General features: G+C 64.6%; 12 protein-coding genes. 2 read left to right on the forward strand and 10 right to left on the reverse strand.

The window, feature by feature from the left end:
* Window positions 1–12 precede the first annotated feature (12 nt).
* A complete protein-coding gene (locus H3221_RS14860; protein ID WP_192981959.1) occupies window positions 13–1,254 on the reverse strand; it encodes a glutamine synthetase family protein in 1,242 nt (413 codons plus the stop codon).
* A gap of 380 nt (window positions 1,255–1,634) precedes the next feature.
* Here H3221_RS14860 and sstT point away from each other — a divergent pair, with 380 nt between their 5' ends.
* Together sstT and H3221_RS14870 are read left to right on the forward strand one after the other, a co-directional pair.
* Window positions 1,635–2,858: a serine/threonine transporter SstT gene (gene sstT / locus H3221_RS14865; RefSeq protein WP_196476426.1), complete on the forward strand. Its 1,224-nt coding sequence runs from the start codon at window positions 1,635–1,637 to the stop codon at window positions 2,856–2,858.
* Window positions 2,859–3,013: 155 nt separating this feature from the next.
* Window positions 3,014–3,781 carry an ATP-binding cassette domain-containing protein gene (locus H3221_RS14870; protein ID WP_196476427.1) on the forward strand — a complete coding sequence of 256 codons (768 nt, stop codon included), beginning with the start codon at window positions 3,014–3,016 and terminating at the stop codon, window positions 3,779–3,781.
* Window positions 3,782–3,791: 10 nt separating this feature from the next.
* Here the strand turns inward: H3221_RS14870 and fhuF are convergent, their stop codons facing one another.
* From fhuF to H3221_RS14915, 9 genes are all read right to left on the reverse strand, one after another.
* Entirely contained in the window at window positions 3,792–4,535 is a 744-nt protein-coding gene (gene fhuF, locus H3221_RS14875) for a siderophore-iron reductase FhuF (RefSeq protein ID WP_196476428.1), read from the reverse strand.
* A 21-nt stretch (window positions 4,536–4,556) separates the two neighbouring features.
* Entirely contained in the window at window positions 4,557–5,543 is a 987-nt protein-coding gene (locus H3221_RS14880; RefSeq protein WP_196476429.1) for a GNAT family N-acetyltransferase, read from the reverse strand.
* Window positions 5,540–6,526, reverse strand: a complete 987-nt coding sequence (locus H3221_RS14885; RefSeq protein ID WP_196476430.1) for a TauD/TfdA family dioxygenase — start codon at window positions 6,524–6,526, stop codon at window positions 5,540–5,542. The genes H3221_RS14880 and H3221_RS14885 overlap by 4 nt, the downstream gene beginning before the upstream one ends.
* A 25-nt stretch (window positions 6,527–6,551) precedes the next feature.
* Window positions 6,552–6,752 (reverse strand): MbtH family protein, encoded by a 201-nt coding sequence (locus H3221_RS14890; RefSeq protein ID WP_003247048.1) that lies wholly within the window; start codon window positions 6,750–6,752, stop codon window positions 6,552–6,554.
* 88 nt (window positions 6,753–6,840) lie between these two features.
* Window positions 6,841–7,752 carry an iron-siderophore ABC transporter substrate-binding protein gene (locus H3221_RS14895; protein WP_196476436.1) on the reverse strand — a complete coding sequence of 304 codons (912 nt, stop codon included), beginning with the start codon at window positions 7,750–7,752 and terminating at the stop codon, window positions 6,841–6,843.
* Between the two features lie 10 nt (window positions 7,753–7,762).
* Window positions 7,763–9,799, reverse strand: coding sequence for a Fe(3+)-hydroxamate ABC transporter permease FhuB (gene fhuB, locus H3221_RS14900; protein WP_196476431.1), 2,037 nt, complete (start codon window positions 9,797–9,799; stop codon window positions 7,763–7,765).
* 72 nt (window positions 9,800–9,871) lie between these two features.
* Window positions 9,872–12,073, reverse strand: coding sequence for a TonB-dependent siderophore receptor (locus H3221_RS14905; RefSeq protein WP_397428054.1), 2,202 nt, complete (start codon window positions 12,071–12,073; stop codon window positions 9,872–9,874).
* Between the two features lie 260 nt (window positions 12,074–12,333).
* Entirely contained in the window at window positions 12,334–13,755 is a 1,422-nt protein-coding gene (locus H3221_RS14910; RefSeq protein ID WP_196476432.1) for an aspartate aminotransferase family protein, read from the reverse strand.
* The coding region (locus H3221_RS14915; RefSeq protein ID WP_224490612.1) for an alpha/beta fold hydrolase at window positions 13,745–16,259 on the reverse strand (2,515 nt) is incomplete at its 5' end. The genes H3221_RS14915 and H3221_RS14910, both read right to left, overlap by 11 nt.

Genomic DNA, 16,259 nt, shown 5'->3' on the forward strand with positions numbered 1-16,259 from the left:
CCGGGAATGGCGTCAAGCCTGTGCGGCGAGAACACGACGCTCCCAGGGCGTAATTTCATCGTAGAAGCTGGTCAGCTCCAGGGCCTTGCTGGCGATGTAACCTTCGATGAATTCCGCACCGAACAGTTCGATTGCCAGCTCGCTGCGTTTCAGACGCTCGATCGCGGCGTGCATGGTACAGGGTAGCGCCAATTCTTCCGGCACCTCGAACTCACCCTGGATCGGCGCACTGGGTTGCAGCTCGCGCTCCAGGCCATGCAGCCCGGCTGCCAGGCTGGCAGCCAGGGCCAGATAAGGATTGGCATCGGCACCCGGCAGGCGATTCTCCACCCGCCGCGCCACCGGTGCACTGGCCGGAATCCGCAGCCCCGCAGCACGGTTGTCAGCCGACCAGCAGGCGTTGTTCGGCGACGCATAGGGATGGCACAGACGCTGATAGGAATTCACGTGTGGTGCGAACAGCAGGGTGAAATCGGCCATCGCCGCCTGCTGACCGCCGATGAAGTGATGGAAAGCCGCTGTCGCCTCACCTTTCTCCGCGCTGAAGATGTTGCGACCGCTACCCTGCTCCACCACGCTCTGATGGATATGCATGGAGCTGCCCGGCGTATGCGCCAGCGGTTTGGCCATGCAGACCACGGAAAGGCCATGCTTGAAGCCGACCTCCTTGAGCAAGTGCTTGAACAGGAAGGTCTGATCAGCCAATTGCAGTGCGTCACCATGCAGCAGGTTGATCTCGAACTGGCTGACGCCCATCTCGTGCATGAACGTATCGCGCGGCAGCCCCAATGCCTCCATGCAGCGATAGACCTCAGCGAAGAACGGCCGCAGACCATTGCCGGAGCTGACGCTGAACGCCGAACCGCCATCCTCGCGACGTCCATCCAGCCCCAATGGCGGCTGGAACGGCTGCTGCGGATCGGGATTGGCGGCGAACACGAAGAACTCCAGCTCGGTCGCCACCACCGGCTGCCAGCCATGCTCGGCGTAGCGTGCCAGTACACGCTTGAGCAGACCGCGAGTGGAAAGCCCGGAGCTACGCCCGTCCAGTTCGTCCGCGTCGCAGATGGCCAGTGCGCGCGGCGACTCGCTCCAGGGCAGACGGTGTATCTGGCCAGGTTCGGCGTTAAGCACCAGATCGCCGTCGTCACCGCCGTAGAAACGTGCCGGCGGATAGCCGCCCATGATGCATTGCAGCAGCACGCCGCGAGCGAGCTGCAGGCGTCGTCCCTCAAGAAAACCCTCGGCCGTCATCACCTTGCCGCGCGGAACGCCATTGAGGTCCGGGGTTACGCAATCGATCTCATCGATACCCTGCAGCAGGGTTTCCAGTGCCTGGCGGCTGGCAGTGCTCATCTTTTGTTGTCCTTGAATGACGCGAATACCGCCTGACGGCGACGATGCGTACAAAATACGCACCAGTCGTTCGATATTTCAAGCAGGCAAAGCTTGCCGAGATGCGACACCGGCTTGCACCCTGTCGTCCAGATGCCTGTCGCTGCCTCGAAGCAGCGTGGGGCTGTGCTAGAGTCGCGCGCTATTTTTCGGACGCCCTTCCACAGGCTGCGCTGAAAGCCCTCTCGACCCAGGCGCGACGGCCATTGCCACACGCCCAGCAACCAGAGAACCACGCGATGTCCCAAGCCATCCACCCTGCCCTGCAGCTTCTCAACCGCACCAGCCTGGTGACGCAGATCATCATCGGCCTGCTCGCAGGTATCGCCCTTGCCGTCATTGCCCCGCAGGCAGCGCTGTCTGTCGGTTTCATCGGCAACGTGTTCGTTTCGGCGTTGAAGGCGGTGGCGCCGGTCCTGGTGTTCATCCTGGTGATGTCGTCCATCGCCAACCACCAGCAAGGCCAGCAGACCCACATTCGCCCGATCCTGCTGATGTACCTGATCGGTACCTTCAGCGCTGCCCTGGTGGCGGTGATTGCCAGCTTCGCCTTCCCGTCGTCGCTGGTGTTGAGCAGCCAGGCCGCTGAGCTGACGCCCCCCGGCGGCATCGGCGAGGTGCTCAGGACCCTGCTGATGAACGTGGTCGACAATCCGGTCAACGCCCTGTTGAAGGGTAACTTCATCGGTATTCTGGCCTGGGCCATCGGCCTCGGCTTCGCCTTCCGTCATGCCAGCGCCAGCAGCAAGCAGTTGCTGGGCGACCTGTCCAATGGCGTTACGGCCATCGTCAAACTGGTGATCCGTCTGGCACCACTGGGTATCTTCGGCCTGGTCGCCGCGACCCTGGCCGAGTCCGGTTTCGACGCCCTGCTCGGCTACCTGCACCTGCTGATTGTGCTGGTCGGCTGCATGTTGCTGGTGGCCCTGGTGGTCAACCCGGCGCTGGTGTACTGGAAGATTCGTCGCAATCCTTATCCGCTGGTGTTCACCTGCCTGCGCGAAAGCGGCATCACCGCCTTCTTCACCCGCAGCTCGGCCGCCAACATCCCGGTCAACCTGCAATTGTGCCAGCGTCTGGGTCTGCACGAGGAAACCTATTCGGTATCGATCCCGCTGGGTGCCACCATCAATATGGCCGGTGCGGCAATCACCATCACCGTACTGACCCTGGCAGCGGTGCATACCCTGGGTATCCCCGTCGACCTGCCCACCGCCCTGCTGCTGAGCGTGCTGGCCTCGATCAGTGCCTGTGGCGCGTCCGGTGTGGCTGGCGGCTCGCTGCTGCTGATCCCGCTGGCCTGCAGCCTGTTCGGTATCCCCAACGAAGTGGCCATGCAGATCGTCGCCATCGGCTTCATCATCGGTATCGTTCAGGATTCGGCGGAAACCGCGCTGAACTCCTCCACGGACGTGCTGTTCACTGCCGCTGCCTGTATGGCGCAAGAGCAGCGTCAGGCCTGAATCTCGGAGGCTCGTCCATCAGACGAGCCTACTGCCCGCCAGCGGTGCGCGCAGCGCACCCTGCGGATCGGGGACACGGCAGGCACCACAAAATTGATAACGATTAGCGTTTGAATTAGATTGACGCCCTTCGCAACCCCACAGCGGACGGCTTCATGTTCGAATTGCAAAGCGTCAGTTTCAGCATTCCTGAACGCACCCTGCTGCATCCCCTGAGCCTGCACATCGATGCCGGACGCATGGTTGGCCTGATCGGCCACAACGGTTCAGGCAAGTCCACCCTGATCAAACTGCTCGCTCGCCAGCAGTCTCCCAGCGGCGGCCACATCCTGCTCGACGGCAAACCGTTGCCGGCCTGGGGCCAGCGCGACTTCGCCCGTCAGGTGGCCTACCTGCCTCAGCAGTTACCGCAGACCGAAGGCTTGACCGTACGCGAGCTGGTGGGCTTCGGCCGTTACCCCTGGCATGGCGCCCTTGGGCGTCTGGGCAGCGAAGACCGCGCGCACATCAAGCGCGCCCTGGAGCTCACCGATACCGGCGTGTTTGCTGATCGCCTGGTCGATCATCTGTCCGGAGGCGAACGCCAGCGCGTCTGGCTGGCCATGCTGCTGGCGCAGAACACGCGCTACCTGCTGCTCGACGAACCCACCTCGGCGCTGGACATCGCCCACCAGGTGGAAGTCCTGTCACGCGTTCACGACCTCAGTCGCGAGCTGGGCCTGGGCGTGCTGGTGGTGCTGCACGACATCAACATGGCCGCGCGCTATTGCGATCACCTGCTGGCCCTGCACAGCGGCCGTCTGCTGGCGCAAGGCAGCCCAGCCGAGCTGATGCACGGTGAAACCCTGGAACGCATCTACGGAGTGCCCATGGGCGTGATGGCCAATCCGGCAGACGGTTCGCCGATCAGCTACCTGCACTGAGCGGCATGCCTCAAGGCGTCGAACCAACTGCCTGTGCTGGAGGCTCATCGAGCAGCGGGCAGTTCTCGCACAGTTCGAGCTCGGGCAGCAGATAGCGAATGCAGCACACCCGCCGTTGCCGCCAAGGCAGGGCAGCGCCCTGCAGCTCGACATAACGCACCGGCTGATACAGCAGGTTGCGCCGTCCATCAGGCTGCAGGGTCGCCTGCAGGAGGCTGAAACCATCGGCCAGCACGGGCGCAGGCAGCACCTTGCCCAGCGCTGTCAGAATCCATTCGAAGTAATTGCCGGCGTTGCTCCAGAGCACCTTGGGCGCGATCTTCACCTGCGCGGTGAATGCCTGAATCAATGGCGCCAGATGGTCGTGCTGGAGATGGGCAAAACGCTCGAAGGGATCGCCAGGGGCGAACGCTTCACCCGCATCGCGCAGCTTGAACGCCTGTGGCAGGTACTGCGCATCGAGCACCACGTCCACGCCGTCGAGATGCAGCGGCAGGCGCCGGTTCAGCACCAGCGCAGCGGCCACCACCGGCGGGATCAGACGCACGAAATAATGCTTCGACCACTGCGACAGCAGCGCGCGACGGTCGCCACCGCTGTACGACTCGCCGAAACGCGCCAGCAGCACCGGTAGCCCCTCGTCGCTGAGCAGTTCGCGCAGCGGCACCGATGCCCGTGGGTCGTCATGCAGCACCAGGGTGTCCCGATAAGAGGAGAAATCGCCGATGAACAGCGGCGCCAGTGCCTCAATCACCCTGAGCGATTCCCGATACGTTCAACACAGTACCCCGCTATCAAAAAAACGCTCGCGACCGATCGCCATCAGCGCCGCGCGCTTGTGAGGAAAATCGAACTCCTTTTCCCGGTAGTAACCCAGCGCCTGCATATAGCCGATCATCTTCGCGTTGTCCGCACGTGGCTCGGCCACCACCAGGCCTGTGCGCGGATCGTCGAGAAAGGCGTAATGGGTCAGCGCCGCCAGCCAGCTGGCCACCTTGTGCGGCCCGCGATGCGCCTGCTCACCCACCAGCATGTGAATGCCGCGATCATAGTCGTCCGCGCGATAGAAAGGCGCAATGCGGTCCTCCCTGGCCCAGTAGAGTTCGAAGTAGGCGAAGGGCTGGTCATCGAAGCAACCGATCAGGCTGCAGACATGCGGATCGGCAGCGATGGTTTCGAGATAGCTGCGGTGCTGCGCCAGATCACCGCCCTCCTGCCAGAAATGCAGGACGCGCGGCGTGTTCTGCCAACGATTGAAGCGCTCCAGGTCCTGCTCGATGTCCAGCGTACGCAGGGATATCCAGGCGCCCAACTGCGCATCGAAGCGCCGGTAGACCTCGCCCTGGGGCTTGGCCCGGCGCCGGGGATGACGCTTGCCGTCGCTCATCATCATCTGCTGCGGATAAGGCGGCAGCGCCTGGCGCAACCAGGGCTGCGGCAACTGCCAGAACACGCCGCGCTCGGCGTGCGCAAGCTGCGCACCGGCATCACTGCGCAGCCAGTCACCACAGGCCTGCAGTGCCTGCTGATCCAGCCCCTGCCAGAGCAGACGCGCCACCTGCGGATGAGTGGCGAACCACCAATAGCTGGCGCACCACAGCGCATCGGCCAGATCGGCCGTGGCCACTTCCAGCACCTGCAGGGTGTTTGCTTCGCCCATGCGCAGCTGCATCAGCGGCCGGCCGTCGCAGGTCAGCCAGATCGCCGACTCGCGCGACTCACCTTGCAGCACACGCCCGTCAGGCAGCGGTAATGCATTCATTGGAAACCCTCCTGGCCATAGGCCTCGGCCATCGCCACCACCACCTTGCGCGGCCCCTTGAAGGGATCGCGGGCATGGGCCGTGAGCATGTTGTCGAGCATCAGGATGTCGCCGTCACGCCAGGGAAAACGAATGGTGCAGGCGTCGAGTACGCCGCGCACCTCGTCCAGCAGGCTCGCCTCGATGGGCGTGCCGTCGCCGAAGTAGACGTTGCGCGGCAGGCCCTCGAGACCGACCGCGTCAATCAGCACTTCCTGGGTATCGGCGTCCAGGGCCGACAGGTGGAACAGGTGCGCCTGGTTGAACCAGACCCAGTCACCGGTACGCGGATGCTGGGCAACGCCCTGGCAAAGCTGACGCGTACGCAGTTCGTCGTCGCCGAGCCATTCGAAGTCGATACGGCGAGCGCTGCAGTAACGCTCGACCTCCTGACGATCTTCGGTATTGAAGACCTGCTGCCAGGGCAGATCCAGACCATTGCCGTAATTGCGCACATAGAGCAGGCCGCGCTCGGCGAAGCGCTGGCGGATGGCCGGATCGATGCGCCGAAAGACTTCACGGCTATCGGCAATCGGCGTTTCGCCGCCCTGCTCGGCCGCCTGGGCGCAATAGAACCAGATGCGCAGCGGCCATTCGGTGGTGTAGGCCTGCTCGTTGTGCAGCGGAATCGGCCGATGAGCAGGAAATTCGGTGGAGGTATATACGCCACCTGCGCTCACCCGGCTACGCGGCGTAGAGCCGAACTCGTAGCTCAGCAATGGATGGCCGAAGGCGCCGGTAAACTGCTGGAAGCTGGCCACATCGACATCGGCGAAGCCACTGAACAGCAGCCCACCGCTCACTTCAAGATGCTCGGTCACCAACTGCTGCAGAGCTGGCAGATGTTCGTGCAGACCCTGCCCGGAGTGCAGCGGACTGACGCGCATGGGCAGGCCGGCCTCAATGCTCAGGGCGGCCTGCGCCAGATCGATCACTTGATTCATCGTCGCGCTCCCCGCAGGTCGCTGTTCACGCCATGGCCTGACGCAGGCTCAGCGGGCGCATGTCGGTCCACACCTCTTCGATGTGGGCAAGGCAGGTCGCCTTGTCGCCGGACACGCCCACGGCGGACCAGCCTTCGGGAATGGCCTTGTACTCGGGCCAGATGGAATACTGCTGCTCATGATTGATCACGACCAGAAAGCGCGCGTTCTCGTTGTCGAAGCTCATGCGATGACCTCTGTGAAAATGACTTGCCCCTGGCCAATAGCGATAGCCATCAGGATTCTCTTAAAGGACGAATGGCCGGGGACAAAATTCAACGATTCATCGCCTCGATCGCATCGCGCAACTGGGTCGCGATGGCAGCCGTCGAGCGCGGGCCACCAAAGGTCCAGTACGGCGTGGGGAGAAAGGCATAACGCTGCTGCTGGGCGACCGGCAGGGCCTTCCACAGAGGGCTGGCGAAGAACGGCGCCTGCGCCTGCCCACCGATGAACAGCACGCGCAGCCCCGGCTCGCTGGCGAAGGTGCGCATGTCGATACGCCGGTGCAGGCTGTGCGCGGAACGCAAGGTCCAGGGCGAGCGCACCTCCAGGCGGTTCATCAGGCTGCCGATCAGTGTCTGCTGGTTGAGGGCGATGAAACTGCCCTGCTGCACCAGCGGATAGAGCACCGCCACCGGCTCGCCCTGCAGGCCTTGCTCGCGGACGGACTGACGCGTAGCTTCCAGCGCCTGCTGACCTTCACGGATCACGGCAGCGGCCTGCGCCTGGCGCCCGGTCAAGCGGCCGAGGTGCTCCAGCATGGCCTCGCCGATGGCCACACCGTCGTAGCCAGTCGATGCCAGCGACACCTGATAGATGAGGGTCGGCGCCAGGCCGTCGAGACGCTCGAACAACGGCAGGTGCAGGTAGGCCACGCCAACGATCAGATCCGGCTCGAGCCGGGCGATGGCCTCCAGATTGGGCTGCTGCGCGCTGCCCAGCGCCACGCTGCTTTCGAGCAGGTCATTGCCGATGCCGATGTAACGGCGATAGCTGGCCAGGTTGGCCACCCCGACCGGCTCGATCCCCAGGGACACCAGCAGCTCGGTACTCAGCTCATCGAGGCTGACGATCCGCTGCGGCGCGTCTCCAACACCAGCCGACTGCCGGGCCACCAGTTGTGCATCGGCCGCCCAGGCGCCGTGCGCCAGACAGACCAGCAGCAGGCAACAGACAAGACGCATCGCCACCGCCCTAGCTCCTTTTGTCACTGAAATAGACGCGGCTGAGCAGCAGCAGGAAGCACGGCGCACCGATGGCAGCCGTGGCGATGCCCAGCGGGATGTCCAGCGGCGCGAGCAGCACGCGTCCGAGCAGATCGGCCGAGGCCAGCAGAGTCGCGCCCAGCAGCGGCGCCGCCAGCAGGCGCTGACGGGCACGATGAAAGCCCAGCAAACGCACGCCGTGCGGCACCAGCAAACCGATGAACGCCACCGGCCCGACCACTGCCACGGCCGCGGCGATCAGCGCACTGGCCAGCACGATCAGCAGCACCCGCCGGCTCGGCACTGACAGCCCGAGGCTGCCGGCCACACCATCGCCCAACTGCAGCAGATCCATCCAGCGCGTGGTCGCCGCGCACAGCGCCAGGCCAATCACCAGCCAGGGCAGCATGGCCTGCAGATCACTCCAGGTGCGCCCGTAGCTGCTGCCCACCATCCAGATCAGCGCCTGGGCGATATTGCTGGTGAACTGCGCCATCAGCAGGCTCACCACGGCCAGCACCACACCGCTGATGGCAAAGCCGGTGAGCGTCACGCGCAGCGGCTCCAGGCCATGACGCAGGTTGAGGCCGATGACGATCATCAGCGCCAGGACGGCGCCCAACCAGGCCAGCGGGAAGCGCCAGGCTACTGCCAGCTCGGGCATGAAGATCAGGGCCAGCAGCACCACCAGCGCCGCCATCTGGCTCACCCCGAGAATTTCCGGGCCGGCCAGCGGGTTGCGCGTGACCGCCTGCAACAGCATGCCGGCGGTCGCCAGCAGTGCCCCGGCGGCCATGTCCACCAGCAGGCGCGGCAGACGCAGATCGAGCAGGGTCATGGCCAAGGGCTCGCCGGCCCACACCCGCTGCCAGAATGCCCAGACGCCCGACTCACCCTGCGCTGTGCCCCCTACCAGCAACGCCACGCAGATCAGCACTGCGAGCACGACGAACGACCACAAGGGCATGCGCATGGTCCGGTTCTCGCCCGGCATGCTCGCCGTGACCGCCGCCACTGGCCCACTGCGCCCGTAACGCAGCAGCAAGAGAATCGCCAGCGAACCGAGAATCGCCGACAGCACCCCCAACGGCAGCTGGAACCAGGGTTCCACCGCCGCCACCAGCGCATCGGCGAGTACCGTCAGCAGCGCGCCCCAGATCGCGCACAAGGGGATCAATCGGGAAGGTCGTACCACGGCGAAGGCAAAGCGCAGCAGGTTCGGCGTGATCAGCCCAATGAAGCCCAAGGGGCCAGCCAGATGAATGGCCAGCGCCGCCAGCAGGCTGCCAAGGACGATGCTCAGCCCTTTCAGCCAGGCCGGCGAAAGCCCCAGCGCGCGCATCTGCCCATCGCCCAGCACGGCCAGGTTCATCGGCCGCATCAGCACCAGCAGGGCCAGGGCAATCAGCGGCAACAGATACAGGGCCGGGTGCATCGCGCCCCAACCCAACTGCTGCAGCGAACCGGTATTCCACAGCGATACCACCATCGCGGCCTGGTCATTGAGGCTGAGAAACAGCGCGATCAGCGCGGCGAAGGTCTGCGCCACCGCCACCCCGGCCAGGGTCAGGCGCAGCGGCGAGGTGTTCCAGCCGCCAGCCATGAGAAAGGTGAACAACGCAGCCAGCAGGCCACCGACGAAGATCAGCGGCAGGCCCAGCGCGCCGGGCAGAAGCATGCCGAAGATGACCCCCAGTTGCGCCCCGGCGGTGATGCCAAGCAGATCCGGCGACACCAGCGGGTTGCGCGTTATCAGCTGCATGATCGCACCGGAAACGCCCAGGCAGGCACCCACCAGGACACCGGCAAAGGCGCGTGGCAGCTGGGTCCACCACAGCAGCAGCCCCTCCAGCGATGGCCTCGACGACAGCGGCGCCATCCAGGCCTCGGCGGTTGGCCAGGGATGGCGCAACACGCCCTGCCACAGCAGCATGGCCAGCAACAGCACGAGCCCCAACAGCGCCAGGCCGGCGTGACTGAAACCGCTTGCAGCCGCTGGCTGCCCGGGGCGACTCAAACTCGTCATCCGTTGTCCTTACCTATGCAAAAAGGCGAAGGGTGTCCCCCTCGCCTTGGTTTGCTCACTCAATGTTGTCGCTTACCAGCGCAGCGACACGCTACCGAGGAAGGTGCGCTCATCACCCCAGTAGCAACGCCCGGCATTGTTGCAGCCCGCGACGTACTCCTGATCGAAGACGTTCTTGGCATTGAGATCGACCGACCAGTTCTCGTCGATGTCGTAGCCGATGGCGGCATCGACCAGGGTCACGTCGCCGGTGTCCAGCTTGCCGTAGAGGCTCTCGGCGGTGTAAGCAAAGGTGCTGTCGAAGTGACGCACGCCGCCGCCCAGACGCAGGCCGCGCAGCGCGCCATCGAGGAAGCGGTAGTTGGCCCAGATCGACGCCTGATTGCGCGGCACGCCGGTCATCTGGTTGCCCTCGAGCAGCGACCCCGGCGCATCCTTGGTAATACGCACATCGGTATAGGTATACGCCGCAGTGACGTTCAGGTTGGCGCTGATATCGCTGTTGACCTCCAGCTCGACACCCTTGGAACGGCTCTCGCCGACCTGACGGTAATCATTGATGGCCGACTCGAAGTAGACGTCATTCTCTTTACGCAGATCGAATACGGCAGCAGTGAACATGGTGTTCCAACCCTTGGGCTCGTACTTCACACCCACCTCGTACTGCTCGGCGGTAATCGGATCCAGAGGCCCGTTGGCGCTGGTGGTTTGCTGCACAGGAACGAACGAAGTGGAATAGCTGACGTAGGGCGACAGGCCATTCTCGAACTGGTACATCACTCCGGTCTGCCAGGTGAAGTCGCGGTCGGTGTAGTCCAGGTCGGACTCGGCATTGCTGACCGGGCTACTGGCATCACGTTTGTTGCGATACTGGCTGTCCACCGTATCGAAACGACCACCAAGCAGGAAGATCCAGTTCTCGTACTTGCTCTGCAGCTGGCTGTAGAGACCGGTCATCTGCTGGTCGAGTTGCGAGTTCTGGATGGTGAACGGCGTGGTCGGCTCGCTGGTCCAGACTGGATTGAATACGTTGATCGACGGGCCGAACCCTGCACTCCAGTCCTGGTTGAAGGAAGTACGGTCGAAACTGGCGCCGACCAGCAGCGTGTGCTGCAAAGCACCGGTATCGAACTTGCCTTCGAGCTGGTTATCCAGCGAATAGGTGATGGACTTGTTGTAGCGGTCGTACGCCTGCGAACTCACGTTGGTGCCGAAGCCCGCGTTGTTCAGTGCGCCCGGCCAGATTTCGTTACGCTGGATGCGCGACTGCATGTAGCGCGAGTTCTGACGGAACTGCCAGTCGTCATTGAAGCGATGGGTGAACTCGTAACCCAGGGTCCACACTTCGCGCTCGAAGGTGTTCCAGTCCTCGTTACCGAGGAAGGTGTCCTTGTCGATTTTGCCATTGGGGTTGTTCAGCAGCGTACCGGCCGCCGGCAGGCCCAGCTCCAGCTTGGTGCGGTCCTTCTGGTAGGTCGACAGCAGGGTCAGGCTGTTGAAATCGTCGAAGTTCAGCGTCAGCGACGGGGCGATATAGATGCGGTTGTCCTGCACGTGATCGACCTGGGTATCGGCCTCGCGACCGACCATCACCACGCGACCCAGCACATTGCCTCTGTCATTGAGCGGCCCGGACACGTCCAGGTTGAGTTGACGACGGTCGTTGGAGCCGTAGCTGAGCTGCACCTCACCCTGCGGGGCGGCAGTCGGGCGCTTGCTGACCAGGTTGACCAGGCCACCCGGCGCGTTCTCCCCATAGAGAATCGAGGTCGGCCCGCGGAACACTTCCACCCGCTCCAGGCCATAAGGCTCGCTGGTGGTGTCGTAGCGGTTGCCCTGCACGCGCAAACCGTCGCGCAGCAGGCCGTAGCCGTAGTCGGTGGCGTTGAAGCCACGAATGAAGAACAGATCTCCCGCCAGGCCATCACCGGCAGCGAAGGGCGGCGCGAAGATACCCGGCACGTAACCCAGTACATCGGTGAGGCTCTGCGATTTCTGGTCTTCGATGCGCTTGCGCGTTACCACCGATACCGAACGCGGCGTCTCCGACAGCGGCGTGCTGGTCTTGCTGGCGGTCAGGCTTTTCTCGGCCTTGTAGCCGTAATCCGGGCCTTGTGGGCGGTCCAGTTCACCGGTGACCGTTTGCGCAGGCAATGTCACCTGATTGGCCTCATCGCTCTCCTGCGCCTGAACCATGCCATGGCATGTGGCTGCAATCACCACGGCCAGGCACTTCAGTTGAAAACGTCCAGCACCTTGCACTGCTTTCGACATCATCTTCTCCCCCGATACCGCCAGCCAATCCGCTGGCCTGTCAAAAAAACGCTGGCTAGCCTAACCAATATCAATGCAAAACTAAATAGTAATTTTTATCATTTAGATGGCAATTTGATACAACCTTGCCATCACCCGTTAAAGGGGCACGTTCTGCTATCGATTGATTAGGTAGCCAATTAAATGGCTGTCATTCCCCGCTCAGGCGGGGAACCCACATCGAATGGGCTCCCGCCTTCGGGAGTGACGGTGAAACGTTCTTAATGGTTGACCGCAGCGTCGAGCGCACTGGCGAAGATCTCCGCCACCTGATCCACCTGCGCCGCCGTGATGATCAATGGCGGCAGCAGGCGCAGAACGCTGGAGTGGCGCCCGCCCACCTCCAGAATCAGACCCCGACGCAGGCACTGCTGCTGCAGCGCCGAGGCCAGCGCACGGTTGTGTGGTGCATGCCCCATGGCATCCGCCCTGCCCCGTGGATCGACCATTTCCACCCCGAGCATCAGCCCCCTGCCGCGCACCTCGCCAATCTGCGGGTAACGCACTTGCAGTGCCTGCAGGTGAGCACACAGGCGTTCACCCATGGCGGCGGCGTGCTGGTCCAGACGCTCCTCGCGGATCAGGCGCAAGGTGGCCGCGCCTGCCGCCATGGCCATCTGGTTGCCACGGAAGGTGCCGGCGTGCGCGCCTGGCTGCCAGCGGTCGAGATCCTTGTGATAGACGACCACCGCCAGCGGCAGGCTGCCGCCGATGGCCTTGGACAGCACCAGCACGTCTGGTGTGATGCCGGCATGCTCGAAGGCGAACAGCTTGCCGGTGCGCCCGATACCGCACTGCACCTCATCGAGAATCAGCGGCACACCGGCCTCGCGGGTGATGCGACGAATGCCGCGCAACCAGTCGGCGGACGGAGCGATCACCCCGCCCTCGCCCTGCACTGTCTCGAGAATCATGCCGGCGGCCGGCAGTACACCGCTTTCCGGATCACACAGCTGATTCTCGATGTAATGCAGGCCGACCCGTTCGCCCTCGACACCGCCCAGGCCGAACGGGCAGCGATAGGCGTAGGGGTACGGCAGCATCTGCACGCCACTGATCATTCCGTCCAGATACTGCTTGGGCCCCAGGCTGCCCATCAGGCTCAAGGCACCCTGGGTCATACCGTGGTAGGCGCCGTGGAAAGCCAGCATCTGGCTGCGCCCGGTGGCCGTGCGCACCAGCTTCAATGCCGCCTCCACCGCATCGGTGCCAGCTGGCCCGCAGAACTGAATGCGCGCATCGCGGGCGAACTCGGCCGGCAGGCAGGCGAACAGTTCATTGATGAACTCGTCCTTGGCTTCGGTCATCAGGTCCAGGGTGTGCAGCGGCCGCTTGCCATCGAGCAGGCCGCGAATGGCCTGCAAGACGACGGGATGGTTGTGCCCCAGCGCCAGGGTGCCGGCGCCGGCCAGACAATCGATGAACCAGCGGCCCTCGCTGTCCTGCACGTGGATGCCCTCGGCGCGACGCAGCTCCAGCGGGATGCGCCTGGGATAGCTGCGCGCGTTGGACTCCACCTCGCTCTGGTGCTGCAGCCTGGCCGTGCTGGCGAAGCGATAGTCGGCGCCGCGCAGCGTGGCCTCAGGGCCGAGATCGAGCGCGACAGGCATCGGCAGCGGATCGTAATGCGGTTCAATTTGCATGATCGTGACTCTCCAGGCCCAGTGGCCGTGACGATTGATCGAGCGCGGCCAGTTGCCGGCCCAGGTGTTCGATGAAGGATGGATCGCGGACGATGCCCAGGTGGTCGGCCTGGACCCAGCTCGACAACTGCAACTCGCGGCCCAGGGCGCTCTGCAGCAGCGCCTCGCCGTTGCGGTTGTTCTCCGGCGAGTGCGCGGCCCACCAGGCCTGCACCGGGCTGCGCAGCGGCTGGATGTGCCGGTGCTGCGCGGCCAGCGCGTGCATGTGCCGCTCCAGGGCAAGCAACTGTTGCCAGTCGTCGTCGCCCGTGACCGACGCCTCAGCCACGTCAGCGCGTGGTGCACGGGCCAGGCCTGCGCCGGGTACATAGCCGTCCACCAGGCCGACGAAGGCCACCGTTTTGCCCAGGCGCTCCAGCAGACGGGCCATGGCCAGCACCAGGGCGCCACCCATCGACCAGCCGAGCAGGTGGTAAGGCCCCTGCGGCTGGGTTTCCAGCATCACCCTGACGTAATCGCGGGCCATCCGTTCGAGGCTCTGGTCACGCCAGGACGGCTGCAGCAATTGCCGGTTCTGCAAGCCGAACACCTGCCAATGCGGCGCCAGGGCACGGGCCAAGGGGTAGTAACCGACCAGCGTGCCGCTGACCGGGTGGACGCAGAACAGCGTGGGCCGCCCGGCATCCACCTGGTTCAGGCGCAGCAAGGGGCTGGGCGCGGCAGCAGCCGCGGCTTCCTGTCGTGGTGCAGACACGGCCGGCGTGTCGTCGATCAGGGCTTGCAGTGCATCGCCCACCGCCGCCAGCAACGCCTCGATGCGTTGCAGGCAATGGCGTTGCGCACTGAACCGGCAACTGAGGCTCAGACGGCCGGCGAACACCTGGCCGTTGATTTCCAGCTCCCGGGTCAACGCCGAGGCAGGATCGACCAGAGTGCCCGGCGACTCGCTGGCGGGTGCGAAGTGACCATCGCCGAGCTGCGCGTCGAACTGCCCCAGGTAGTTGAAGGCAATCTCGGGCTCGCCCAGCTCGGCCAGACTGCGGCGTTGTTCCGCGTTACCCAGATGGCGCAGCAGGCCATGACCCAGCCCCTTGTTGGGCACGCCGCGCAGGCGCTGGCGTATGTCGGCCAGGGTTTGCGGCAGTGTTTCCTGCGCCTGCAGACGCAGCGGGTAGAGACTGGTGAACCAGCCCAGCGTACGGCCGATATCCTGCTCGGCGTGCTCGTCGAGCCATTCGCGCCCATGACCTTCCAGGGCGATCAGGCTGTCATCGAGGCCGCCCCAGCGGCGCAACCCTTCGGCCAACGCGGCGAGCAGCACTTCGTCCATACGCGCATCCTGCTGCTGCAGGGTCTCGCGCAGCAGGCGCTGGGTCTGCGCTTCGCTCAACTGCCAGGTACAGGTCTGCACCTGGGCATGACTGGCCTCACCGGCCGGGTCATCCACGGGCAGCCGCTGGCGGGCACGCTGCGCCTGCCAGTAGTCCATCTCGCTGGCCAGCGATGCACCCTGCGCGTGGCGCCACAGGTGCTCGGCCCAGGCCTGATAGCTGCCTGGCCGGTCACCGAGATCGACCGGCTGGCCAGCCACAGCCTGCTGGTAGGCGCGGGCCAGATCATCCAGAAGGATGCGCCAGGAAACGCCATCGATGATCAGGTGATGAGCGGCGAGCAGCAGGCGCTGGCCGCCATCGGGCATGTCTGCAAGCAGCACCCGCAGCAGTGGGCCGTGCTGCAGGTCCAGGCTGCGCTGGGCGGCCTCGCATTGCGCCTGCAGGGCTACGTCCGAGTCGATGCGGCGCTGCCAGAACAGACGCTCGGCCTGCTCCTCGTCCCGATAGAAGGCCTGCCAGTTGCCCGCTTCATCCTGGCGGAAGGCCAGGCGCAGCGCATCGTGATGCTCGATCAGTCCCTGCAGCGCACGCTGCAGAGGCGCGGCCTGCAAGGGTCGGCGCACATCCAGCAGCAATGCCTGGTTCCAGTGCGCACGGTTGGCCATGGGCAGCGAGAAGAAATGCGCCTGGATCGGCGTCAGCGGCAGCTTGCCACTGGCACGCAGCACCATCGCGGTTTGAGTGCTGACAGGTGTCAGCACCGCAGCCAGATCAGCCAGACGCGGATGCTGGAATACTGCCTTGGGCGTCAGCTCCCAACCGGCCTTGCGCAGCCGTGTCACCAGGCTCAGGGACTGGATCGAGTCGCCGCCCTGGGCGAAGAACTGGGCATCGCGGCTGATCGGGCCAATACCGAGCAGCTCGGTCCACAGTTCGGCCAGCAGTCGTTCCTGCTCGGTACGCGGCGCCTGGTAGGCACCCGCCTCCACCTGCGGCTCCGGCAGGCTCTGCCGATCCAGCTTGCCGTTGGGCAGCAACGGCAGGCGCTCCAGCGCCAGGATGTGGCTCGGCACCATATGCGCTGGCAGACGTTGCTTGAGCTGCGTTTTCAACTCGCTTTCGCTCAGCCCCTGGCCGCTGACGTAGCCCACCAGGCGCTTGCCTGCCGCG

The sequence above is a fragment of the Pseudomonas chaetocerotis genome, assembly GCF_015712105.2.
Taxonomy (GTDB): domain Bacteria; phylum Pseudomonadota; class Gammaproteobacteria; order Pseudomonadales; family Pseudomonadaceae; genus Aquipseudomonas; species Aquipseudomonas chaetocerotis.